The 23996-nt window shown below is 70.5% G+C and carries 15 protein-coding genes and 1 pseudogene; 8 read left to right on the forward strand and 8 right to left on the reverse strand.

The window, feature by feature from the left end:
- Positions 1-136 precede the first annotated feature (136 nt).
- Positions 137-1486 carry an ABC transporter substrate-binding protein gene (locus ASG53_RS16515; protein ID WP_162246165.1) on the forward strand — a complete coding sequence of 450 codons (1350 nt, stop codon included), beginning with the start codon at positions 137-139 and terminating at the stop codon, positions 1484-1486.
- A gap of 121 nt (positions 1487-1607) precedes the next feature.
- Here ASG53_RS16515 and ASG53_RS16520 read toward each other — a convergent pair whose 3' ends face one another.
- From ASG53_RS16520 to ASG53_RS16535, 4 genes are all read right to left on the reverse strand, one after another.
- Positions 1608-2303, reverse strand: a complete 696-nt coding sequence (locus ASG53_RS16520; protein WP_056135918.1) for a hypothetical protein — start codon at positions 2301-2303, stop codon at positions 1608-1610.
- A 245-nt stretch (positions 2304-2548) separates the two neighbouring features.
- Complete coding sequence (locus ASG53_RS16525) at positions 2549-3685, reverse strand: dienelactone hydrolase family protein (RefSeq protein WP_056135921.1); 1137 nt, start codon at positions 3683-3685, stop codon at positions 2549-2551.
- Entirely contained in the window at positions 3682-4593 is a 912-nt protein-coding gene (locus ASG53_RS16530) for a carbohydrate ABC transporter permease (RefSeq protein ID WP_056135924.1), read from the reverse strand. The genes ASG53_RS16525 and ASG53_RS16530 overlap by 4 nt, the downstream gene beginning before the upstream one ends.
- The gene (locus ASG53_RS16535) at positions 4590-5537 is read right to left on the reverse strand and encodes a carbohydrate ABC transporter permease (protein ID WP_056135929.1); all 948 of its coding nucleotides are present in this window, start codon (positions 5535-5537) and stop codon (positions 4590-4592) included. The genes ASG53_RS16530 and ASG53_RS16535 overlap by 4 nt, the downstream gene beginning before the upstream one ends.
- 240 nt (positions 5538-5777) lie before the next feature.
- Here ASG53_RS16535 and ASG53_RS16540 point away from each other — a divergent pair, with 240 nt between their 5' ends.
- The 3 genes and pseudogenes from ASG53_RS16540 to ASG53_RS16550 form a co-directional block, all read left to right on the forward strand.
- The gene (locus tag ASG53_RS16540) at positions 5778-7373 is read left to right on the forward strand and encodes a Gfo/Idh/MocA family oxidoreductase (RefSeq protein ID WP_082544134.1); all 1596 of its coding nucleotides are present in this window, start codon (positions 5778-5780) and stop codon (positions 7371-7373) included.
- A gap of 2 nt (positions 7374-7375) precedes the next feature.
- Entirely contained in the window at positions 7376-8950 is a 1575-nt protein-coding gene (locus tag ASG53_RS16545; RefSeq protein ID WP_056135932.1) for a UxaA family hydrolase, read from the forward strand.
- A gap of 296 nt (positions 8951-9246) precedes the next feature.
- Positions 9247-10260, forward strand: a pseudogene (locus ASG53_RS16550) (RNA polymerase sigma factor); the annotation flags it as partial.
- Positions 10261-10412: 152 nt separating this feature from the next.
- Here ASG53_RS16550 and ASG53_RS16555 read toward each other — a convergent pair.
- Positions 10413-11024, reverse strand: a complete 612-nt coding sequence (locus ASG53_RS16555) for a flavodoxin family protein (protein WP_056135938.1) — start codon at positions 11022-11024, stop codon at positions 10413-10415.
- Between the two features lie 99 nt (positions 11025-11123).
- On the opposite strand from ASG53_RS16555, the gene ASG53_RS16560 reads away from it, so the two are divergent.
- Positions 11124-12005, forward strand: a complete 882-nt coding sequence (locus ASG53_RS16560) for a hypothetical protein (protein ID WP_156382857.1) — start codon at positions 11124-11126, stop codon at positions 12003-12005.
- Positions 12006-12061: 56 nt separating this feature from the next.
- On the opposite strand, the gene uxaC is transcribed toward ASG53_RS16560, so the two are convergent.
- Positions 12062-13540 carry a glucuronate isomerase gene (gene uxaC / locus ASG53_RS16565; RefSeq protein WP_056135943.1) on the reverse strand — a complete coding sequence of 493 codons (1479 nt, stop codon included), beginning with the start codon at positions 13538-13540 and terminating at the stop codon, positions 12062-12064.
- A 275-nt stretch (positions 13541-13815) separates the two neighbouring features.
- Between uxaC and ASG53_RS16570 the strand changes: the two genes are divergently transcribed.
- Positions 13816-14838 (forward strand): LacI family DNA-binding transcriptional regulator, encoded by a 1023-nt coding sequence (locus ASG53_RS16570; protein WP_056135946.1) that lies wholly within the window; start codon positions 13816-13818, stop codon positions 14836-14838.
- Positions 14839-14951: 113 nt separating this feature from the next.
- Complete coding sequence (locus ASG53_RS16575; RefSeq protein WP_056136445.1) at positions 14952-16607, forward strand: mannitol dehydrogenase family protein; 1656 nt, start codon at positions 14952-14954, stop codon at positions 16605-16607.
- A gap of 9 nt (positions 16608-16616) precedes the next feature.
- Here ASG53_RS16575 and ASG53_RS16580 read toward each other — a convergent pair whose 3' ends face one another.
- Together ASG53_RS16580 and ASG53_RS16585 are read right to left on the reverse strand one after the other, a co-directional pair.
- Positions 16617-17717: an ankyrin repeat domain-containing protein gene (locus ASG53_RS16580; protein ID WP_056135950.1), complete on the reverse strand. Its 1101-nt coding sequence runs from the start codon at positions 17715-17717 to the stop codon at positions 16617-16619.
- 95 nt (positions 17718-17812) lie between these two features.
- Positions 17813-18142: a cupin domain-containing protein gene (locus tag ASG53_RS16585; RefSeq protein ID WP_056135953.1), complete on the reverse strand. Its 330-nt coding sequence runs from the start codon at positions 18140-18142 to the stop codon at positions 17813-17815.
- 335 nt (positions 18143-18477) lie between these two features.
- On the opposite strand from ASG53_RS16585, the gene ASG53_RS20640 reads away from it, so the two are divergent.
- On the forward strand, positions 18478-23994 hold the full coding sequence (locus ASG53_RS20640) for a rhamnogalacturonan lyase family protein (protein ID WP_056135956.1): 5517 nt from the start codon (positions 18478-18480) through the stop codon (positions 23992-23994).
- The last annotated feature ends 2 nt before the right edge of the window (positions 23995-23996 follow it).

Below are 23996 nucleotides of genomic sequence, written 5' to 3' on the forward strand. Positions count from 1 at the left end.
GGGAAACCGGTTCCCAGCATGGTAGCGTCCACGACAGCAACCGGTTTCTGGTCGTGGGGACCGGTGTCATCGACCACTGACGGTCGAGATCCCTCAAGATCCCTCAATGACGAGAGAACGACGGAAGAAGGCGACGATGCGATTCACATCACGGACGCGTTTCGTGGCGGTCGGGGCCGTGGCGGCCCTCGCTGCGCTGACGGCCTGCGGGGCACCAGGGGGCGGCGACAAGGCCGAGGCCGGTCCCGCGGTCGACGACGTCGCGGCCTGGGGCGAGGCGACAGGCACGGTCCAGTTCTGGGACACGAACTCGACGCCGGAGCTCAAGGCGAAGTGGGCCGAGCTCATCGACAGGTTCGAAGAGGCCAACCCGGACATCACCGTCGAGTACCTGGGCATCCCGAACTCCTCGTACCTCGAGAAGGTCGACAACGCGCTGGCCTCGGGTGAGGTCCCTGACGTCCTGCTCATCGGCAACGACGTGGCCGGGTTCATCGCCCGGGACGCCTTCGAGAAGATCGACGGGCCGTTCTCCGAGTCCCTCGAGGCGTCGACCGACCCCGTGCAGGTCGCGACCGAGCGGGAGAACGCGCCGGACGGCGGTCTGTACAAGGCCCCGCTGAGCGCGATCTCCGACGTCATCTGGTACCGCACCGACTGGGTCGAGGCCGCGGGCCTCGAGCAGCCGACCTCCTACGACGAGTTCTACGAGCTGACCGAGCAGATGACGGCCGCCGACGAGGGACGCTTCGGCTTCGCCTTCCGCGGCGGGCCCGGCTCGATGCCGCCCATGTTCTCGATGGCCTACGGCATGGCCGGTATCGGAGAGTTCTTCACCGAGGACGGCCAGTCGACCTTCGACGACCCCGCGGTGGTCGCGGGCCTCGAGCGCTACGTGTCGCTCTTCGACTCGGTGTCGGCGCCGGCCGACCTCACCAACGACTACACGAAGATCGTGGCGGCCTTCGGCGGCGGGTCCGCATGGTCGATGCACCACAACCTCGGCTCGTACCAGGACCACCTGCGCAACCTCGGCGGCGAGAACGTCATGGGCGTGCAGTCCTTCCCCGACGCCGACGGTGTCTCGACGGTGACCTCGCCGGGGATCTCCGGTCTGTCGATCCTCAAGGAGGCCGACAACAAGGCGGCCGGCTGGAAGTTCGTCGAGTTCATGGCGACCGAGGGCAACTCGGACTGGTCCGAGGCCATCGGCCAGGTGCCCGCCAACCTCGAGGCGCAGAAGGCGCCGTGGGTCGCCGAGTCGCAGCCCCTCGAGGCCGTCGTGGCCCTCACCGAGAACCCCGACACCCAGTACCTGCGCCTGCCGACGTACCTGCCCGAGTACGGCTCGATCCTCAAGACGGAGATGGAGCCTGACTTCCAGGGGATCCTGCAGGGGACCATGACGGCCCAGGAGTTCGCGACGAAGTACGCAGACCGCTTCGAGGCGTCGCTCGCCGACTACGAAGAGTTCGTGCAGAAGTAACGCTGCACGACGACGCCACGAGACGTGGCACAGCCACGAGACGTGGCACAGACAGCGGGGCCGGTGTCGGGGGGGGCACCGGCCCCGCTGTCTGGCCCAGAACTTAGTCACGAGCTGCTCGTCAGGGACGCTGCGCTATCGCCCACGCGACTCGAGACTGGCGGTCGAACCATGGTTTGAGATCGGGGTCGATGTCGTTCAGCACACGCCTCATCGCCAGCGTGTCATCGAAGATCTTGGTCGTGTCGAGGACTGGCTCGTAGTGGGCGATGCGGTTTCGCAGCCTGAGGATCCGGTTGACGCCGAAGGTGAGCGCACCATGATTTCTCCTCAGATGAGGAAAAGCGTCTTTGACGTTGGAGTCCCACAGTCGCTGCGTGAACGAGACGTTGCCTGACGCTGGAGGGAGAAGATAGCGCCAGGTCCCGAGCGTGGTCTGTGCGACAAAATCTCCATGTGTCGGAGCGCGGCCCTTTCCTCTGATGGCTTTGTCGACGTTGTCCTTCAGCGCAGCAAACCTCCGCGCTCCCTGACTGTTGCTGAGGAGAGGGTGGGGCTCCGCGAGCCAGTTCCGCCCGTAGGTCCTCCCGCCCGCCGGAGGAGCCGTCAGCTGCCACGCACCGACGTGCGGGTCGATCGCGTTCCGCAGGGCGACCTCGAAGAGCCCGAGGACCTCCTGGATGGTCGACGCGACGAGGAGGTTCCACCTGTAGAGCGTGAAAGCGGCCGCGTCATCGTTCCCGCATGCAGCGAGATAGGGGGCGAAGCGCTCGTCGGCGATGGCGACCTGGATCTGCGCCCGGCTGAGGACCGGCACAGGTGCAGCAGGAGGGCTGGAGGGTTGAGGACTTGTGGGCACACGCGTAGGCTAACGAACGAAGGCGGGCCGTAAAGCTCGTTCAGTTGTGCTTCAGGCCCATCGACTTACGTCGTTGGGCCTGAAGCATTTCTCCAGGTCAGTGTCGTGCGAGCGGGCGCAACGCCCTTGCAGCCGGGCGTGGACTCGTGCTGTCTCTCTGTCGGGCACCGCGGAGTCCTGGCGATGTCAACCCGTGTCGGGGTTCAGCGGAGCGTCCTCGACCCGAGCCGGGAGCTCAAGAAATCCCCAGCAGTCGCCTGCATGGCGGCGTCGAACCTGTGCGGGCCGGGGACGAAGACGCCCGTGTGGGACCCGGGACCCGCGGCGAAGAGCTCGGCGAGCCGGGCGTCGGCCTCGTGCATGCCGTCCCGGGGGAACAGGGCGTCGTCCTCTGCGGAGATCACCAGCTGGTGGTGCGCTGAACGGGCTGCGGCGACGTCGGGCCAGTCGAGCTCGCGCGCGAGGCCGGGGGTCTGCAGCAGCCACGAGTGCGCGTCGAGGTAGGCGGGGACCAACGAGTCGAAGGTCGTCATCATGCAGACGACGACGCCGGCCCGGACCCGGGGGTCCAGGTGGGCCAGGACGGCGGCCCGGCCACCACCGCCCGAGAACCCGACGACCCCGAGCCTGCCGGCGTCGACGTCGGGCATGGACGAGAGGACGCCGAGGGCCGCGAGGTCGTCGTGCGCGACGGTCCCCGCGAAGGACGTACCGAGCAGGCCGGCGGCCTTGGCCAGGGTCGACTCGTGCTGGGCTGCGGCGGCGTCGTAGCGCTCGGCCTCGGTCGGCACGTGACTGCGGGCCGCCCAGACCTCGTCGTGCAGGTCGAGGGTGTCGCGGGTCCGCCACGGCGGCGGGTCGAAGGTGACGCGGCGCGAGCCCCAGGCGAAGGTGTCGTGCGCGAGCACGACGAAGCCGCGCCGCGCGAGGTCGGAGGCCACAGACCGACCCTCGTAGCTCGACGCGCGGACGCGCTCTGCCTCGGGCGTCGACCAGGGGGTCCGGACGAGGCGGTCGGCGCCGACCCACTTGACCCCGGCGTGGCAGTGCAGCGCGAGGACGCCCGGCAGGGGTGCGTCGGGCGAGGCATCGGCAGGGGCGAGCCGCCAGGCGCGCGTCGGGGGACCGAAGCTGGTCTGCCACTCGAGCTCGGTGCCCACCACACCGCCGTCCTCCCAGGTGCGCACGACCCGCGCCGCGCCCACGTCGAGCGGGCGCGGCGCAGGGACACCGAGCAGCCGGGCGAGGCGCGCCGTGTGCGCGTCCCCGTCGAGCAGGGGAGCAGACCGCAGGTACGCGGGCCAGCCCTCGTACCCGCCGATCGCGCTCGGGCGGCTCATCCCTTCACGGCGCCCGACGACATGCCCTTGACGAGGAACTTCTGCACGTAGGCGAAGACCAGCACGACGGGCACGACGGCGATCACACCGCCCGCGGCGAGCGCCCCGAAGTTCACGGCGTTCTCACCGATCATGTAGTTGAGGCCGACCGGGATCGTGAACTTGCTCTGCGAGTTGAGGAACATCAGAGCGAAGAGGAAGTTGTTCCAGGCGCCGATGAAGGCGAAAGAGCTGATCGCGACGATGCCGGGCAGCAGGAGCGGCAGCACGTTCGCTCGGAAGCCCTGGAGCCGGCTGCACCCGTCGATCCACGAGGCCTCTTCGATCTCGATCGGCACGTTCCTGATGAAGCCCGTCATGAGCATGATCGACAGGGGCATCTGGAACACCGTGTCCGCGATGATGATGCTCCACAGCGTGTTCGTGAGGTTGACCGACCTGAACACCTCGAAGAGCGGGATGAGGAGCATCGCACCCGGGACGAACTGCGTGCAGAGCAGCCCGACGAGGATGACGTTCTTGGCGCGGAAGTCGTAGCGCGCCATCGCATACCCGGCGAGCAGCGAGATGACCGTGACGCAGAGGAGCACCATCAGCGCGATCATCACCGAGTTGCGGAAGAACACCGCGAAGCCCGAGCCGTTCCAGACGGTGTCGAAGTGCTCGAGCGTGAAGTCGTCACCGACGGGGAAGAGGGTGTCCGAGCCGTCCTTGCGGAAGGCGAACATCGCGATCCAGTAGAACGGGACGAGCGTGAAGAGCAGGTACAGCCCGAGCGGCAGGTAGATCGCCAGGCGGGGTGTGCGGCGGGCCTTCTCGAGGCCGCGCTGCGCGTCGGAGATCTTCTTGGCCCGTCGCTGCGGGCTCGGGGGAGTCGCGCTCGGCGCGTCCAGGGTCGCGGTGCTCATGACTTCCCCTTCTGGCCCATGCGGGTGAGCCACAGGTAGGTGATCGAGAAGAGGGACAAGATGACGAAGGCGGCCATGGTCAGGGCCGACCCGTAGCCGAACTCCTTGGTGACCGTCGCGGTCTGCGCGACGTAGAGCGGCAAGGTCGTGGTGGCCCGGGCCGGGCCTCCACCGGTCAGCGTGTAGAGGAGGTCGACGTTGTTGAACTCCCACACGGAGCGCAGCAGGGTCGCGAGCACGAGGGCTGCCTTGATGTGCGGGAAGGTGATCGCCGTGAACCTGCGGACGCGCCCGGCGCCGTCGACCTCGGCGGCTTCGTAGAGGTCTCCGGAGATCGACTGGAGGTCGGCGAGGATGAGGATCGCGAAGAAGGGGACGCCGCGCCAGAGCTCTGCCAGGACGGCGGCCCAGAAGGCCGAGTCGCCGTCGGCGAGCGGGCTGACGCCGTAGGCGACGTGCCCCTGCTCGGCGAGGATGTGCGGGAAGCCGACGGTCGGGTTGTAGATCAGCAGCCAGATGGTCGTGGTGAGCACACCCGAGACGGCCCAGGGGGAGAACACCAGGGCGCGGGCGAAGGCGCGGCCGACGAAGGTCTCGTTGATGACGAGAGCGAGGGCCAGGCCGAAGATCATCTGCAGGCCGACCTCGACGACGACCCACTTGGCGGTGAACTGGAGCGAGTCCCAGAACAGCGGGTCGCCGAGCATCTTCTCGTAGTTGCCCAGGCCCACCCAGCCGTCCATCCACGGCTTGTTGGGGTTGTACTGGTACAGGCTCGTCCGCACGACGGTGAGGATGGGGTAGGCGATGAACACCGCGATGAGCGTCAGCGTCGGGGCCAGCAGCAGGTACGGGGTCCAGCGTCCGCGGATCTTCCGCCGCAGCCGGGGAGGGCCTTCGACGTCGCCCGCGCTCTCGGGCGCCTGGTGTTCTAGCACGGCCATGGTGCTCTCCTCGGTGTGGGGCGTCTCTGCCGCAGTTCGGTGGGGCCTCGCTGCCCCAGAAACCGATTTCCCACATTCAACGCGATGAGCGTCCGAAGGTCAACAGGCTGTGGTGATCTGGCTCACCGTCGCCTAGGATGAACCGAGAAACCGGTTGCTCGACCTGAGGTCCTCATGCCGCCCTGCATCGGTGCAGGGAGACACCGCAGGTCGTCGCGCCGATCGACGAGAGGTTCGACGATGCCCTCCGGAACACCTGACCCGACGACCGCGCCTGCACCCGCCGTTGCTGGAGCTGCTCCCACCACCGTGGCTGCTGGAGCTGCACCTGCCGCCGCTGGAGCGCCAGCGCGCTCCGACGCCGCCGCGGCAGCCGGACCCGCGGGACCGCCCGTGCCCGCTGCGCCCCGCCGCCGGCACGCCGTCGTCGGGACAGGATCCCGCGCGGGGATGTTCGTCAGGTCGATGCTCACCACCCACGCAGAGGTCGCCGAGCCCGTCGCGTGGTGCGACACCAACGACGTCCGCATGGACCTCTACGACGAGCTCCTCGCCGAGCACGGTCGCGCGCCGCTCCCGCGCTACACCCCCGACGACTTCTCACGCATGCTCGACGAGCAGGCCCCTGACGTCGTGGTCGTGACCTCCCCCGACAGCACGCACGCGCGGTACGTCGTCGAGGCCCTCGACCGCGGTGTCGACGTGGTCTGCGAGAAGCCGATGACCATCGACGTCGACGGCCTGCGAGCCATCACCGAGGCAGCCCGCCGCTCGACCGCCGAGCTGGTCGTCACCTTCAACTACCGCTACTCGCCCCGCAACAGCGAGGTGCGCCGTCTCGTCTCCGAGGGCGCGATCGGCGACGTCACCTCGGTGACCTTCGAGTGGCTGCTCGACACCGTCCACGGCGCCGACTACTTCCGTCGCTGGCACCGGGAGAAGGCGAGCTCGGGTGGGCTGCTCGTGCACAAGTCGACGCACCACCTCGACCTCGTCAACTGGTGGATCGACGACGTGCCCGAGGTGGTCAGCGCGCTCGGCCGGCTCGCCTTCTACGGCGAGGACAGCGCTGCAGCGCGCGGTCTGGGCCCGCGCCCGGCGCTCGGCCGCGACGGGGCGGCCGACGACCCCTTCGCCCTCGACATGGCCGCCGACGAGACCCTGCGCCGCCTGTACCTCGAGGCCGAGGAGGCCGACGGCTACGTCCGCGACCGCGACGTCTTCGGCCCCGGCATCACGATCGAGGACAACCTCGCGGTCCTCGTCGGCTACCGCGGGGGACCCGTGCTCAGCTACTCCCTCAACGCGCACAGCCCGTGGGAGGGCTACAAGGTGGGGATCAACGGCACCCGGGGCCGGCTCGAGCTCGAGGTGGTCGAGCGCACCCACGTCCACCCCGGGTCGGCCGGCAAGATGCTCGGTCCCGACGGCAAGAAGGCGCCCGTGGTCGACCCGAGCGTCACGCACGTCGACGCCGCTGGCGGGGCCCGGGCCTTCGGCTCACGGCTCGTGCTGCAGCAGCACTGGGACGAGGCCCGCGAGCTCCCGATCCCCGAGGGGGTGGGCGCGCACGGCGGCGGCGACGCGATGCTGCTCGACGACGTGTTCCTCGGCGTCGGCGACGACCCGTTGGGCAGGCAGGCGCACTACGTCGACGGGGTCCGCAGCGTGATCGTCGGCATCGCGGCCAACGAGTCGATCCGCACCGGGGAGACCGTGCGGCTGAGCGCTCTCGGTATCGAGCTCGACGCTCCTGACGGGTCCCACGCGGCCAGCGCGGAGCCTGACCACCCGAGCCCCAGCCCCGCAGACCTGCCCGCACCGACGAGAGCCTGACCATGACCCGCACCCTCACTCCCCGCACCGACGGACCTGGCGAGCAGCTCGTCCTCGGCGACGTCCTGCTCCTGCTCCGGACCGGTGACGACGTCGCCGTCACCACCCGAGACCTGCGCCCCGGCACGGGGCTCGTCGACGGCGATCGACGGCTCGAGGTCCTCGACAGCGTCCCGCGCGGCCACAAGATCGCGCTCGCGGACGTCGCCGTCGGTGACCAGGTCCGCAAGTACGGGCAGTCGATCGGTGTCGCGACCCGGCCTGTCGTCGCGGGCCAGCACGTGCACAGCCACAACCTCGGCATGGACCTCGCCGAGCGCGTCCACGAGCTCGCGACGGTGCACCACGAGCTGCCCGTGCCCGCTGGGCCGAGGCCGACCTTCGAGGGGTACCGGCGGGCCGGCGGGAAGGTCGGGACGCGCAACTACATCGGCATCCTCACGTCGGTGAACTGCTCGGCGAGCACGGCACGGATGATCGCCGACCAGTTCCGCGGACCTGTCCTCGACGAGTACGAGCACGTCGACGGGGTCATGGCACTGACGCACGACTCCGGCTGCGGACTGGTGCCCGAGAACGAGGGTGCCAAGATGCTGGTCCGCACCCTCAAGGGCTATGCGGAGCACCCGAACTTCGCGGGGATCCTCGTGGTCGGGCTCGGCTGCGAGATGATCGCCGTCGGGTCGCTGCTCGACGGCCTCGACCTCTCGCCCGACACCGTGGTCCAGCACCTGACCATCCAGGAGTCGGGCGGGGTCCGGGCCACGGTCCGTCAGGGCGTCGCGGCTGTGCGCGCGATGCTCCCGGACGTCGAGAGCCGTCGTCGCGAGACCTGCGACGTCTCCGAGCTGGTGGTGGGCCTCAACTGCGGAGGCTCCGACGGGTACTCCGGGATCACCGCCAACCCGGCGCTCGGGGTCGCCTCCGACCTGCTCGTCTCCTACGGCGCGACGACAGTCCTGGCCGAGACCCCCGAGGTCTTCGGCGCAGAGCACCTGCTGACCCGGCGGGCCGTGACCGAAGAGGTCGGGCGCAAGCTCCTGCGCCGGCTCGACTGGTGGCAGGACTACGCGGCGGCCGGAGGCGGCTCCCTCGACAACAACCCGTCGCCCGGCAACAAGGCGGGTGGGCTGACGACCATCCTCGAGAAGTCCCTCGGGGCCGTCGCCAAGGGCGGTCAGGCCGACCTCGTCGAGGTGTACGAGTACGCGGAGCGCATCACGGCCTCGGGCTTCTGCTTCATGGACACCCCCGGCTACGACCCGGTGTCGGTCACAGGGCTCATCGCGGGCGGGTCGACAGTCGTCTGCTTCACGACAGGGCGGGGCTCTGTGCTCGGCGCCAAGCCGACACCGTCGATCAAGCTCGCGACGAACAGCGAGCTCTACGCCCGCCAGGCCGAGGACATCGACATCAACTGCGGACGCATCGTCGACGGCACCGCGACGCTCGACGAGGTAGGACGCGAGATCTTCGACGAGATCCTCGCTGTCGCCTCGGGCAAGGAGACAGTCTCGGAAGACCTCGACCTCGGCCAGGACGAGTTCATCCCCTGGCAGCTGGGGACGGTGACCTGAGACCCGCCGGGGGCTGAGAGGGTCCGGCCCTCAGCGGCCCGACGACTGGCTTCCGAGGGGCTCCCGGGAATTCTGTGGCGGCCTGCTGGTTATAATGGAGGAACACGGCTCCGGACGATCCGTCGTAGCCCCTTCCTTCACCGATGGTCTCGTGTGAAGCTCATGCACCCCGACGGCAGCTGGTCGAACCAGCACTGCGGGGTGGCACCTCTTCCTCGCGGGCGGCGTGTGGAAGGCACGGTACGACGGCCGAGGGCTGCGGCCCCACGGCTTGATGATGGAGAACACTGATGACTGCGGCAACCTCAGCACGGACCCCGATCACCCCCCAGACCGACGACGGCTTCGTCCTGTCGACGGACGAGGAAGACGCACCAGCACCCACAGTCCTCGCGGCGGGTGCAACTGCTGACCCCGTCAAGGACTACCTGAAGATCATCGGACGCGTCCCGCTGCTCAACGCCGAGCAGGAGATCGAGATCGCGATGCGCATCGAGGCGGGCATGCTCGCCACGCACCTCCTCGAGTCCGGCGAGTACCCCAAGGGCGCGACAAAGCGCGAGCTCGAGGTCATCGCCGCCGACGGCATCCGCGCCAAGAGCCACCTCGTCGAGGCCAACCTGCGCCTGGTGGTGTCGATCGCCAAGAAGTACACGGGCCGCGGTCTGCTCTTCCTCGACCTCATCCAGGAGGGCAACACCGGCCTCATCCGCGCAGTCGAGAAGTTCGACTACGCCAAGGGCTTCAAGTTCTCGACCTACGCCACCTGGTGGATCCGTCAGGCGATCACCCGTGGCATGGCCGACCAGGCCCGCACCATCCGTATCCCGGTGCACATGGTCGAGGTCATCAACAAGGTGTCCCGCGCCCAGCGCCAGATGCTCCAGGACCTCGGCCGCGAGCCCACCCCGGAAGAGCTGGCCCTCGAGCTCGACATGACGCCCGAGAAGGTCCTCGAGGTGCAGAAGCACGGCCGCGAGCCCATCTCGCTGCACACCCCGCTCGGTGAAGAGGGCGGCAGCGAGTTCGGTGACCTCATCGAGGACACCGAGGCCGTGGTCCCCGCGGACGCCGTGAACTTCAGCTTCCTGCAGCAGCAGATCCACGGGATCCTCGACACGCTCTCCGAGCGCGAGGCCGGCGTCATCACCATGCGCTACGGCCTCACGGACGGCCTGCCGAAGACCCTCGACCAGATCGGCCACGTCTACGGCGTGACCCGCGAGCGGATCCGCCAGATCGAGTCCAAGACGATGTCGAAGCTGCGTCACCCGAGCCGCTCGCAGGTGCTGCGCGACTACCTCGACTGACCAGCACGGCTGCTGGGGCTCACGCGCAGCGAGCCAGCACAGCACAGACGAGAAGGGCCCCGACGGACAGGCGGGGCCCTTCTCGCGTCTGCGGCTGGTCTGGTCGCCGGTGAGGGCCTGGTGAATGGAGCCAGCGCGGTCGGTGGGTTGCGTCAGCCTGCCGGGTAGGGGGAGTCGCGTAGCAGCCGCGCCAGGTGCGCGGTGTTGAGGGCGAGCGTCGCCGTCGCCTTCGCGACAGCCTCGGGGACCTCGTCGAGGTCTTTGTAGTCGACGCCCTCCATGGCGCGCCCCACCCAGTAGGTGACGGCGTTCGCGGGGATGGTGAAGCCGACGTCGTCGAGGGCCTGGTACAGCTCGGCGCTCACGTGGTGCGCGCCGTCCTCGTTGCCGACCACGGCCACCGCCGCGACCTTGCCGGAGGTGAGCATCCGCCCTTCCTCGTCGGTCTCGGACAGCTCGGCGTCGAGCCGCTCGAGAGCGCGCTTGGTCACGCTCGACGGCTGACCCATCCAGATGGGCGTCGCGACCACGAGGATGTCGGCCGAGAGGACCTGCTGGCGGACGAGCGGCCACTGGTCGCCGTCGCCCATGTCGACCTCGACCCCCGGGCGGATGTCGTGGTCGGCGAGCCTGACGACCGACCCGACGACCCCGTGCTCGGCGAGGGCGTCGAGGACCTGACGCCCGAGGACCTCGCTGCTCGAGGGCTCGGACGAGGACTTGAGGGACCCGACCAGGACGACTGCGCTCAGTGCTGTGCTCATGTCTCCATGCTCCGCGTGGCTGGGCGGACGTGCGCGCGGTACTCCTGTGGACGAGCCGGTGGCATACCCTGCTCTGCGAGGACTACCGAAGGGGTGCTGGTGCCAGGGCTCGTGCTGTTCGAAGGGCTTCCCGGGTCCGGGAAGAGCACCAGTGCGAGCGAGCTCGCAGGCTGGATGGCGCAGGGTGGCGCGGTGGTCGACCACTGGCCGGAGTCGAGGCCAGACCACCCGGTGGACCTCGACCAGGTGGCGGTGCTGACGGACCGTGACCGCGAACGCCTCGGGGCGGCCGGACCGGGGTGGGACCAGATCCTCTCAGCGGTCGTCGAACCGTCCGACGGCGCGTGGCTCGTCCGCAGTCCCCAGGACCGTGGTCTCCCGAGCGCTCTGGCGGCAGCTCTCCAGGCTCTCGAGGTCTACGACGGCGACATCGACCCCGAGGTGCACGGGAGGGTGCTGCGCGAGAGCTGGCGGCAGTTCGGCGCGGCTGCGCCTCCGGCGGCGACCCAGGTGTGGGAGTGCGTCTTCATCCAGAATCCCGTCTGCGCCTTCGTCGCACGGTTCGACCGCCCGTACGACGAGCTCGCGGACCACGTGCGGTCTCTCGCCGAGACTGTCCTCGATCAGGATCCGGCGCTCGTCTACCTCGATCCTGGTGATCCTGAAGAGGCCTTGCGACGTGCGGCAGCGGAACGCCCTGCCGCATGGCTGGACTTCGTGGTGGCCTATCACACCGAGCAGGGCTACGGTCTCGCCCGCGGACTCCGAGGCTTCGACGGATACGTCGAGTTCATGCGCCACCGACGTGAGCTCGAGCTCACGCTGATCGCTGATCTGCCCATCCCGGTGCACGTCGTGGAGACCTCGACCACGAGCCGCGAGGAGAGCGCAGCGAGCATCCGGGAGTTCGCCCGACGTCATCTCCGTGACACCTCTGTACCGACCGAGGGTGAGGGCGGCGTCCGTCCCGCGGCAGGCTGAGAGGTCCTGGAGGGGGCGGACGACGACCTGAGGGGCATCGTCCGACCCGCCGCAGCTCAGCCGCGCCGCGCGTACGCCGCCTTCGGGAGCGTGTACGCGAGGTCGACGGCAGTCTCCGTCGCCTCGTCGAGGTCGAGACGGTGCTCGACGACCAGTCGCGCGAGGTACCCGGCGTCGACGCGGCGGGACAGGTCGTGACGGGCGGGGATCGAGCAGAACGCCCGGGTGTCGTCGACAAATCCTGTCGTGTTGTAGAAGCCGGCGGTCTCGGTCGAGGTCTCCCGGAAGCGGCGCATGCCGTCGGGCGAGTCGAGGAACCACCACGGTGCCCCGAGGCGCATCGCCGGGTACACACCGGCGAGCGGCGCGAGCTCGCGGGAGTAGACCGTCTCGTCGATGGTGAAGACCACCAGGCGGAAACCCGGGTGGTGCCCGAAGGCCTCGAGCAGGGGGCGCAACGACCGCGTGTACTCCGCCTGCACGGGGATGTCGTAGCCCTTGTCCGCGCCGAAGGTCGCCAGCACAGACCTGTCGTGGTCGCGCAGCACGCCGGGGTGCAGCTGCATGACCAGCCCGTCCTCGGCGGACATCGCCGCCATCTGGAAGAGCATGTGACCGCTGAAGGCCTGCGCCTCGGCGGGGCTCGGGGTGACCCCGCTGAGCGCCAGGTCGAAGATCCTGTGCGCCTCGGCATCGGAGAGCGGTGTGGTGTCGGCGAGCAGGTGGCCGTGGTCGGTCGCCCGCGCCCCCGCCGCGACGAAGGCGGCGCGGCGCTCGCGGAGCGCCTCGAGGTAGGTCGGGTACGACGTGACGTCGAGGCCCGCGGCAGCCGAGAGCAGATCGACGTCGCTGCGCCACCCGGGGCGGTCGAGGTGCAGCAGCGGGTCAGGGCGGAAGGTCGGCACCACGCGCTCGCCCCACCCGGCCGCGGCGAGGTTCGCGTGGTGGGTCAGCGGGCTCCACGCGGGGTCGGTCGAGGCGAGGATCTCGATGTCGAAGCTGTCGAAGAGCGCGCGCGGCCTGAAGGCGTCGCTGCGCAGCGCGGCGTCGAGGTGGTCGTAGATCCTGTCGGCGGACTCCGCCGAGGGTCGCTCGGCGACGCCGAAGACCTCGACGAGCTCGTGCTCCATCCAGTACCGGGTCGGTGTGCCGCGGAACAGGTGCCAGCTCTCGCAGAAGCGACGCCACACGGCACGCGGGTCCTGCTCCGGGGCCACAGTGCTCGCCGGGTCGACGGGGGCGACACCGAGCCTGTCGACGCTCGCACCCTGGGAGACGAGCATCCGCACGAGGTAGTGGTCGGGGACGACCAGCAGCTCGGCGGGGTTGCCGAAGGGCAGGTTCTCGTCGATGGTCTGCGCCTCGACGTGGCCGTGCATCGACACGATCGGCAGGGCACGGGTCTGCTGGTAGATCTCGCGGGCGGCGGCTCGGGTCGACGGTTCGGCCGGGAGCGCGCGGTCGTCGTGGAGCTGCCACGGACGGGCTCCGTCGGGCAGGGCGTAGGCGGTCGTGCTGGGTGTCGCGGTGCTCACGGTCGTCTCCTCGTTGAAACACTCTGTGATCGTTTGCAGGCCATGGTGCCTCGTCGAGAGGCGAAGGTGCAAGGGTGCTGGAGCGTGGATTAATGCTGAGTGATCCGGAGGAAGGGGCTCAGTGGACCTCACCGGGGGCGCGCCGGTTGACAGAAACCTGGAAACGTTTGCAGACTGGAGCGGGCCCTCCTGTGCGATGGTCTGACAAGAGCCCGGCGGCGCCGGGCCACAACCCGGTGATGCCGGGCGGAGACGAGCGACGAGGAGGTCGGCCGATGGCGACGGTGCGTGACGTGGCAGCGCTCGCGGGAGTCTCGATCTCGACGGTCTCCCGTGCGCTCTCCGCGCCGGGCATGGTCTCGGACGCGACGCGCGAGCGGGTCGAGCAGGCTGCGAAGAAGCTCGACTACCGCCCCAACCCGGCCGCCCGGGGTCTCCGGGTCGGCCGGACCACCACCCTCGGGTTGCTCGTCCCCGACCTCGAGAACCCGTTCTTCGCCTCGATCACCAAGGCTGTGCAGAGTCGCGCGCGGACGCACGGCTATGCCGTGCTCGTCGCGGACTCCGACGAAGACGCCGGCCAAGAGCTCGAGCTGGTCTCGATGCTCACCGCGCAGGTCGACGGGCTCGTCCTCGCCTCGCCGCGGTCGTCGGACCTCTCGTTGCTGACCGCTGTCGACGGCCGCCCGGCCGTGCTGCTCAACCGCGAGGTCGAGGGGCTCGCCTCCCTCGTCATCGACAACGCGGGTGGTGTGCGTCAGTCGCTCAGCCACCTCAAGGCCCTCGGGCACCGCAGGGTCGCCGCTGTGAGCGGCCCGGCCGGCTCGTGGTCGGGCGCCGAGCGCCGCCGCGGGATCGAGACCGCGGGCCGTGAGACCGGCGTCGAGGTGGTCGACGTCGGGCACTTCCGTCCGACCTTCTCCGGTGGCGTCGCCGCCGCCGACCTCGTCGTGGCGAGCGGTGCCACCGCCGTGCTGACCTACAACGACCTGCAGGCGCTCGGGCTCGTCGACCGCCTGCGTCACCGCGGGCTCCAGGTCCCGCGCGACCTGTCCGTCGTCGGCTTCGACGACGTCTCGGTCGCGACCCTCGTCTCGCCGGCCCTGACCACGGTGAGCATCCCGCTCGCGGCGCTCGGCCGCGGTGCGGTCGACCGCCTCGTCGAGCAGCTCGACCGCGACACGGGAGAGAGTCGCCAGGACGGCCTGGCAGACCTGGCGGAGGACGAGCCGCCAGCCCGCCCGCGCCTGCCTGTCGAGCTCGTCGTCCGGGGCACGACCGCCGAACCTCGCGCCTGACGGACCTCGCGCCCGACGAATCCTGCATCTGACGGACCAGCCCGCCGCACCACAGCACCGAAGCACCCCCGACCGTGGCCCTCGAGGCACCGCCCGACCGAAGGATCTTCTCGATGACGAGCACCGACCTGACCGACCGCACCCCCACCACGCCCCGCACGTCGCGCAGGCTCAGCCTCGACACCTGCCGCGAGGTCTCACAGCGGCCGGGGGTCACCGGGCCGGCTGTCGACCCGACGGCCGTGACCGTGGGGATCGTGCACCTCGGCATCGGGGCCTTCCACAGGGCGCACCAGGCCGTCTTCACCGAAGACGCCGCCGCAGCCACGGGCGAGACGGGCTGGGGGATCCTCGGGGTGACGCAGCGGTCTGCCACCGTCGTCGAGCAGCTCGTGCCCCAGGACGGTCTCTACGGGGTGCGGACCGTCGGCACGGACTCCTCCTCGCTGCGCGTGATCGGCTCGGTCCGCGGGGTCGCCTTCCCGCGCGAGGAGACGCAGCGCGTGCTCGACGCGATCGCCGCGCCGACCACCCACGTCGTGACCCTCACGGTGACCGAGAAGGGCTACACAGCGGGCCCGGACGGCCGGCTCGACCTCGCTGACGGCGACGTCCGCGCTGACCTCGACGCTCTCGTCGGGGAGATCCGCGGTGCTGCCGCCCTCGCCCGCCAGACCGGCACGGAGGTGCAGGGCGCGGCGACTGCACACGTCGTCGTCGAAGACGCCGTGCCTGCGCGCAGCGCGATCGGGCTGCTGGTCCGCGGTCTCGCGGCCCGAGCCCGCGCCGGCGGCGAGCCTCTCACTGTCCTCACCTGCGACAACCTGCTCGACAACGGGCACGTCCTCGAAGGCCTGGTCGGCCAGGCCCTCGACGCGGCCGCCGGGGTCCCCGGTGCGGACCCCGAGCAGGTCGAGCGCCTGCGGGCGTGGGTGCACGCCTCGGTGACCTTCCCCTGCACCATGGTCGACCGCATCGTCCCGGCTACGACCGAGGACGACCGTGCGGCGGCCGAGGCGGCGACCGGGGTGCGCGACGAGGGTCTGGTCGTCGCGGAGCCCTTCATGCAGTGGGTGATCGAAGACAGGTTCGCCGGCCCCAGGCCGGCCTGGGAGCTCGCCGGAGCCACGCTCACCGACGACGTCGCTCCCTTCGAGCGCGCCAAGCTGCGCATGCTCAACGGCACGCACTCGCTGCTCGCCTACCTCGGGTCGATCGCCGGGCACAGGTTGATCGCCGACGCCGTGGCCGACCCGGCGCTGCTGTCTGCCGCGCGGTCGCTGCTGCTCGACGACGTGATCCCGACCCTGGTCGCCCCGGAAGGTCTCGACCTCGCGGCCTACGCCGAGTCGCTCCTCGAGCGCTTCGCCAACCCCGCGCTCGGCCACACGACGACCCAGGTGGCGATGGACGGCTCGAAGAAGCTGCCCATCCGGTTCCTCGCGACGGCTGCCGACAGGCTCGCGGCAGGCGCCGTGCCCGACGCCGTCGCGCACGGGGTCGCGGGCTGGGTCGTGTTCGTCGCGGCCGGTCGCACCGTGACGGGCGAGCCGCTGCGCCTCGACGACCCGATCGCCGACAAGCTGCGCGCCGCAGCCGCCGAGGTCGCCGCGCCTGACGAGGTCGCCCCGGCCCATGCCGAGGCTCTCGTGCGGCGGATGCTCGCCGTCGAGCAGGTGTTCCCGGCTGAGATCCGTGACCACGCGGGGTTCCGGGACGCCGTGGTCGCGCACGCGGAGCGGCTGCTCGCGGGGTACGCGCAGCACTGACCCAGCAGGTCAGTCGCTGGACGCGGTCTCGGCTGCCAGCGCCTCGACACGCGCCAGGAGCATTGGTCGAGCCTGACGGCGCTTCCGGACGGCCTCGAGCACGGTCCGTCTCTTGGCTCCGACCACCGTGAGGTCCAGCCCCGGGGCGGCGAGCAGCACGTCGTAGAGAGGCTCGAGCTTCTCCTCGGGGAAGTTGCCCAGTGCCGCGAGCGTCGTCAGCGGGGTGTTCCCGCCTCTCGAGAGGGCGTTGACGTCCGCTCCCGCGTCGAGGAGGGTCGTCACCACCTGGGCATCCTGGCGGGCGTCGCGCTGGCCGTGGGGCGCGAGCGCCAGCTGCAGCACGCCTGCCCGCGCTGCTGTGCGGAGCGTGGCGTCGGCTCCGTGGGCGAGCAGCAGCGGCACAAGAGTGGTCCGTACGTCGAGAGAGGAGCTCCGCAGCACGGCGTGCAGCAGGCTGTCGCCGGTCTCGGGGTCGACCGCCGTCGCATCGGCCGGCGTGTACTGCGCGAGGATCTCGTCGAGCGTCTGCCATCTCGCCGTCTGGGTGAGCGGCTCGCCGACGGGCGTCTGGCCCGTCCGGTCGAGGTACGCCATGACGTGCTCGAGCAGCTGGGGACGATAGGTCCGACGGTTCCGCGACCGGTCGAGCACCGACAAGCCCGCCGGGTTGGGGTCGAGGAGCGCGAGCCCCGGTCGCTCGAAGAACGCCTGGTAGTACGGCTCGTGCTGCTCTGGCGAGAGCTTCGGATGGTCGACCACCTCCACGGGGCGGTCCATGCGCCGGCCTGCTACCCGGTTCATGTCGGCCCCGGCGGCGATCAGTCGCCGCACCAGCGGCGGGTCGATCTCGGGATCGCGTGGGTGGCGCCCCAGCAACCCGTGGAGCAGCGTGTACCCGTCCGAGAGTGCGGCGGCGTCAGCGCCGTCGTCGAGCAGCCTGTGCGCGATGAGCGAGCGGGTCGCGGGGTCTGGGTTGTCGATAGCGCTCCAGAGCAGCGGCTTCCGGCGTACTCGGTCGACGCCGCTCGGCCACGTCTCGGGATCGTACGCGTCGAGGAACTCCTCAGCGGTAGCGTCTCCCAGCCAGTACCCCGACACGTCTGCCGTCATCTCGGTCCTGTCTGCTCGAGCGGTCGCCGTCGGGTGCTCAGCGGCTCACCACAGAGGGTAGGCGGTACGCCCGACACGGTCGTGCACTGCCGGGGTCAGTCCTGCGTGGCCTCCCGGGTCTGCACGATGACGACGGTCATCTCGGTGTCGGCCCACGAGGTGTGCTGCTCGCCCTTGGACCACCTGACGGTGGTGCCAGGGCCGACGGGGTGCTCGACGTCGTCGTCGGAGGCGACCCGGCCTCTGCCGGCGAGCACGGCGAAGACCTGGTCCGTGCCGGCCGCGTGCCGGGGGAGGGTGCTGCCCGCGGCGAGAGTCGCGACGTCGATGCGGGTGTGCCCGGTGGTCGTGCCGTCCTGCAGCTGGGTCATGCCGATCCCGGGCGCGTCCTCGAAGAAGGTCGGGGTCTGGGTGGTGATGTCCATGCGAGACCTTAGCGCGTGCACCGGGATCCGGCCGACGAGGCTGACCGTTGACATCCTTCACCCGCTCTGAGAAGGTCGTGCTCGACGACGGCAAGCGCTTCCCGCAGGTCGACGTCTGATTCCGGGGTGTTCACCGACGAACACCCCCGCCGTCTTGAATCGATTCAATCCACGGTGCAGAGAACACCCCGCTCCACCTCCTGCTCGGCAGCAGCGCCGTGCACGCCCGGGACGAAGACACTCGGGTGCAGACGGTGGCGCGGTCCCTGTCGCCCGCGCACAGACGCACGGGCGCCGGAGCTCACCGACCGAGATCCCACAAGCAGGAGACCTCCATGCACAGCACCATCCCCGGGGCACCGACCCCGCGGAGCGGCGGGCCGCAGACGCCCCGTCGCCACCGGAGCAGAGCCCTGAGAGCGGTGGTCGCCGGAGCGGCAGCCGCGTCGACAGCGCTGACAGCGGTCGTCGTCGCCCTCCCCGCCACGGCGGACGACACGATCCCCGGCGCACCCGACACGTCGAGCACCCAGGTCCTCGACGCCGACGTGACCTCGACGCCGGCCCCGCCTGCCTCGAGCGCGGACGTCGCCCCTGACCCCGAGCCGGCAGGAATCGAGGAGACCGCAGCCACAGCCGCGGACGACCCGGCCGACCCCGTCGTGCCCGGTCTCGTAGCCCCCGCGTGGGTGCGCACGGCGCACGTGACCGAGTCGGCCGTGACGCTGCGCTGGGACCAGGTCGCGGGTGCGACGGGCTACGTGCTGACCCGCTCGGGAACCGTGGACGGCACGTACACCGAGGTTGGGCGCACGGGTGAGCGGACCTTCAGCCTCGTCGACCCTGACGCCGACACCGCGACCGTGGGGTACTACCGCGTCGCCGCGACGACAGCCGCTGGTCGTTCGGAGTACTCCGCGGCGACCGCCACCCCCGCGGCGACCCCGGCCGCGCTCCCCGAGGGTGGGGTCCTGCGCCTCGACCTCGGACCCGGCGCCGTCGAGGAGGGCTGGACCGGCCTCGACGCGTCGACCGCCTACACCGCAGAGTCCCGTCTCGGGTTCGTCGACACGGCCCAGGTGACGGGCACCGACAGGGGCGACGACGCGCTCCGCGGCGACTTCGTCACCGTCGGCGACACCGAGCTCGTCGTCGACCTCCCGGCGGGCGACTACACAGTGACCCTCGTGGCCGGTGACCCCACCGGCCCGACGGACATCTCGATCACGGCCGAGACCATCGCCAAGGTGCAGCCGACCACGAAGCCGGCCGGCGAGACCCTCGAGATGTCCTTCGACCTCGCTCTCGTCGACGGCCAGCTCAACCTCGAGCTCGGCGGGACCGCGGCGAACCTCGCGGCCCTGACCATCACCCGCCTCCCGGACCGCGTGGCTGCCGGGACCCCGACGGCCTTCCTCACCGGCGACTCGACGGTCCAGACGTACACCTCTGACTACGCCCCGCAGGCGGGCTGGGGGCAGATGCTCCCGCGGTTCCTCGCCGACGACGTGACCGTCGCGAACCACGCGATCGGTGGACGCAGCACCAAGAACTTCATCAGCCAGGGACGCCTCGACGAGGTGCTGCGGCAGATCGAGCCGGGCGACTACCTGTTCGTGCAGTTCGGCCACAACGACAACTCCTACGGTGTGGACGACCGCTACGCAGCCCCGGCCGACTACGCGGACTACCTGCGGACCTTCGTCGACGGTGCTGTCCAGCGAGGTGCCACCCCGGTCGTCGTCACGCCCGTCTCGCGGCGCGCCGTCGATGCGCAGGGCGCGTTCACGGTCTCCTTCCCCGAGTACGTGCAGGCCGCGACAGACCTGGCCGCGGCTGAGGGCGTGCCGCTCGTCGACCTCTCCAGGCTGAGCCGGGAGTACCTCGACTCGATCGGGGCCGAGGCCGCGAAGTCCGTGTTCCTGCACGTGCCGGCCGGGGTCTACCCGGGCCGCCCGTCCGGGACGACCGACGACACGCACTTCCAGGAGTACGGCGCGATCCAGATGGCGCGCCTCGTCGCGGGGGCCGTCGCAGGGCTCGACATCCCGCTCGCCGGGTCTGTCCTCGAGGTCGAGCCGCCCGCCGCGGTCCCCGCAGCACCCGTCGGGCTCGTCGCGGGCGACGTCTCCAACGCCGGCGCGCTGCTGCGCTGGACACCGGTCGACGGCGCCGACATCTACACGGTGTTCCGCAAGGACGCCGCCGCGGGCGACGACGCCTACGCGCTCGTCGGCTCGTCGACGCTCCCGCAGTCGGCGGTGTCGGGCCTCACCGAGGGCGCGTCCTACGACTTCCGCGTGGTCGCGGTCAACGGCCGGGGTGACTCCGAGCCGTCGGCGCCGGTGCGGGTCACCACCTCCCTCGCGCGCTACAAGTTCGACGTGCAGCTCGCCGGGAACCCGATCATGCCCGGCTACACCGAGCTCAACCAGAACAACCTCTACACACCCGAGAAGGGCGTCGGCTTCCTCGACGTGACAGGGCTCGGGGGCCGCGACCGCGGGACCGGCTACACACCGCCGCCGGACGACCTGCAGCGGGACTTCCTGCTGCCCGGCCCGCAGCACGTCTTCGCGCTCGACGTGCCGAACGGCACCTACGCCGTCAAGACCTACAACGGCGACTGGATCGGCAGCAGCCGGTCGAACGTCGTCATCGAGGGCAAAGACTTCGGGGCGTCGAACGCCGGGGCGGCGTCGGTCTCGCAGAAGACCAGCTCGCCGGTGCTCGTCACCGACGGCCAGCTCAACATCCAGCTCACCGGGGCCTCGTCCCGCCTCAACGGCATCGAGGTGACACCGCTGCTGCTCGCGCCGCAGACTCTCACCCTCGACGACCTGTCGATCGACGGCACGGCGGTCTCCACCTCGCTCTCCTGGCAGCCCGTCGACGTCGCGGTCGCGTACCGCGTCTACCGTCAGGGTGCCAACGAGCAGACGCCGGTGCGCGTGGCGGACCAGCCCGGCACGACGCTGGTCGACACCGGCGCGGCCGTCGGGCAGGTCTACACGTACACGGTCACGGCCGTCGACGCCGCAGGCATGGAGTCTGTCGCGTCGAACGCGCTCGAGGTCGTCACGGTCGACGAGGGCGTCGCCGCGCCGGCCGCACCCACGGGCCTGACCCTCGGCGCCGTCGGCAAGAACGACGTGACCTTCACCTGGGACGCCCAGGACGGCGCGATCGCCTACTCGGTGTACCGCGCGTCCACGGCCGACGGTGACGCAGTCCTCGTCGGCAGCTCGGCGACCGCGACCTTCACCGACACCACGGTCCTCACCACGGTGCCGTACTACTACGAGGTCGCCGCCGTGAACGCGGGCGGCGAGTCCGCACGCTCCGAGCGTCTCGCCTCGACGGCCGGCACCGTCCTCACCCGGCAGGCCGAGCACCTCGACCGCTCGCCCGTCGCCGTGAAGGTCGACGAGGGTGTGTACCTCGGCTGGCGGATGCTCGGGCTCGACCCTGCAGAGATCGGCTTCACAGTCCAGCGCGACGGCACGACGATCACGCCGCGCCCGATCACCACGAGTACCAACTACGTCGACCCTGACGGCACCGCCGAGTCCACCTACACGGTGACGCCGGTCTACGCAGGTCTGCGGTCCGAGCCCACAGCCGAGTTCGGGGTGTGGGCCGACGGCTCGTACGACGTCCCGCTCGACAAGCCGGCCGACGCCTACACGAAGGACGGCCAGCCGTACTCCTACTACGCCGGGGACACGACTGTCGGCGACCTCGACGGCGACGGGGAGTACGAGCTCGTCGTCATGTGGTCGCCGAGCAACGGCAAGGACAACTCGCAGGCTGGTTACACGGGGAACGTCTACGTCGACGCGTACAGGCTCGACGGGACGCGTCTGTGGCGCATCTCGATGGGCCCGAACATCCGCGCCGGTGCGCACTACACGCAGATGGTGGTCTTCGACCTCGACTCTGACGGTCGGGCCGAGATCATGCTCAAGACCGCCGACGGCACCGTCGACGGTGCCGGCACGGTCATCGGCGACCCGGACGCCGACTACCGCAACTCCGGCGGCTACGTCCTCACGGGACCGGAGTTCCTCACGGTCTTCGACGGTGAGACCGGAGCCGCTGTCGACACCGTCGCCTACGACCCGCCGCGCGGCGACGTCGGCGCGTGGGGCGACACCTACGGCAACAGGGTCGACAGGTTCCTCGCCGGGGTCGCGTACCTCGACGGCGAGCACCCGAGCGCGATCTTCAGCCGTGGCTACTACACGCGCACGGTCGTCGCGACGTACGACTTCGACGGCACGTCGCTCACGCAGCGCTGGGTCTTCGACTCCGACGTCGCCGGTGACCAGTACCGCGGGCAGGGCAACCACAACCTGTCGGTCGCCGACGTCGACGGCGACCAGAAGGACGAGATCGTCTTCGGCTCGATGACCCTCGACGACGACGGCACGGTGCTCTACTCGACAGGGCTCGGGCACGGCGACGCGATGCACGTCTCCGACCTGATCCCGTCACGGCCCGGTCTCGAGGTCTTCGCTGTGCACGAGGAGGCCCCGAGCGCGAAGGGCATCGGCGCGACCATGCGCGACGCCGCCACGGGCGAGGTCCTCTGGTCCATGCCCGCCACCCGGGACGTCGGGCGCGGTGCCTCCGCGGACATCGACCCGACGCACGACGGCGCCGAGTCCTGGGCCGTGACCGCCGACGGGGCCTGGGACAGCCGTGCCGGGCAGATGCGCGCCGCCGACGGCACGCTGATCTCGGAGACCATCCCGGCGGCCAACTTCCTCACCTGGTGGGACGGCGACCTCCTCCGGGAGATCACCGACCACGACTTCTCGACGGACACCCGCGTCGGCGTGCCCTCGGTGTCCAAGTGGGACTGGGAGGACCAGCAGACCGTGCGCCTCGAGACCTTCGAGGGGACCCGGACGAACAACGACACCAAGGGCAACCCCGCCCTCCAGGCGGACCTCTTCGGCGACTGGCGCGAAGAGCTCGTGTACCGCACGGACGACTCGTCGGCGCTGCGCGTCTTCACGACGACCGACGTCACCGAGCACCGCCTGCGCACCCTCATGCACGACCCCGTCTACAGGCTCGGGGTCGCGTGGCAGAACGTGTCGTACAACCAGCCCCCGCACACGAGCTATCTCCTCGGGGAGGGGATGGAGACACCTGCGGCACCGTCGATCGTCTATACGGGGCACGACGGGTCGGGCGTCGTCACCTCGCCGGCAGGACCGCCCGTGCCGGTGGACGAGTCTGCGCTGCTGCCCGGCCTCGAGGGTCTCGTCACGGTGCCGGGCGGAGAGCACTCGCCGGGCGACACCGTGCCGGTGACGCTCGTGGACGACTCGCGGACCGGTGAGTGGATGTCGGTGTGGCTGCGCTCCGACCCTGTGCTGCTGGGTGACTGGCAGCAGGTGTCCGACGCGTCCACGCTCACCGCGGTGATCCCGCTCGACGCCGCGCCGGGGGAGCACAGGATCGTGGTCCAGGCCGGCAGCGACGAGGTGGTCGGCTGGACCGCCCTGCTCGTCGCCGCCGAGACCGACCCGGGGACCGGCCCCGGGACCGACCCCGACCCGGGGACAGCTCCTGACCCGGGGACCGACCCCGGAGCCGGACCCGAGACAGGTGGTGCCGCCCCGGGCACCGGACCCGGTGCAGGCTCGGGGACGGGCGGTGCCGCAGGCTCCGGCTCGACGGTCGGGACCGGCTCTGGCACGAGCCCCGGTGCGCTCAGCGCGACGGGCGCCGAGATCGGCGTCGCCGTCGGTGCGGGAGTGCTCCTGCTGCTCGCCGGCGCCGTGCTGCTCGTCGTCCGCCGCCGGCGTGGCCAGACCGGCACGACAGGTCTGGTCTGACC

Source organism: Sanguibacter sp. Leaf3 (assembly GCF_001425965.1).
Lineage (GTDB): Bacteria > Actinomycetota > Actinomycetes > Actinomycetales > Cellulomonadaceae > Sanguibacter > Sanguibacter inulinus.

Bases quoted from the DNA above. Each gene is read 5' to 3' on its own strand.
- ASG53_RS16545 (WP_056135932.1), top strand. From the start codon at position 7,376: ATGACCCGCACCCTCACTCCCCGCACCGACGGACCTGGCGAGCAGCTC.
- ASG53_RS16535 (WP_056135929.1), bottom strand. From the start codon at position 5,537: ATGGCCGTGCTAGAACACCAGGCGCCCGAGAGCGCGGGCGACGTCGAA.
- ASG53_RS16540 (WP_082544134.1), top strand. From the start codon at position 5,778: ATGCCCTCCGGAACACCTGACCCGACGACCGCGCCTGCACCCGCCGTT.
- ASG53_RS16570 (WP_056135946.1), top strand. From the start codon at position 13,816: ATGGCGACGGTGCGTGACGTGGCAGCGCTCGCGGGAGTCTCGATCTCG.
- ASG53_RS16530 (WP_056135924.1), bottom strand. From the start codon at position 4,593: ATGAGCACCGCGACCCTGGACGCGCCGAGCGCGACTCCCCCGAGCCCG.
- ASG53_RS16555 (WP_056135938.1), bottom strand. From the start codon at position 11,024: ATGAGCACAGCACTGAGCGCAGTCGTCCTGGTCGGGTCCCTCAAGTCC.
- ASG53_RS16525 (WP_056135921.1), bottom strand. From the start codon at position 3,685: ATGAGCCGCCCGAGCGCGATCGGCGGGTACGAGGGCTGGCCCGCGTAC.
- ASG53_RS20640 (WP_056135956.1), top strand. From the start codon at position 18,478: ATGCACAGCACCATCCCCGGGGCACCGACCCCGCGGAGCGGCGGGCCG.
- ASG53_RS16515 (WP_162246165.1), top strand. From the start codon at position 137: ATGCGATTCACATCACGGACGCGTTTCGTGGCGGTCGGGGCCGTGGCG.
- ASG53_RS16580 (WP_056135950.1), bottom strand. From the start codon at position 17,717: ATGACGGCAGACGTGTCGGGGTACTGGCTGGGAGACGCTACCGCTGAG.
- ASG53_RS16575 (WP_056136445.1), top strand. From the start codon at position 14,952: ATGACGAGCACCGACCTGACCGACCGCACCCCCACCACGCCCCGCACG.
- ASG53_RS16585 (WP_056135953.1), bottom strand. From the start codon at position 18,142: ATGGACATCACCACCCAGACCCCGACCTTCTTCGAGGACGCGCCCGGG.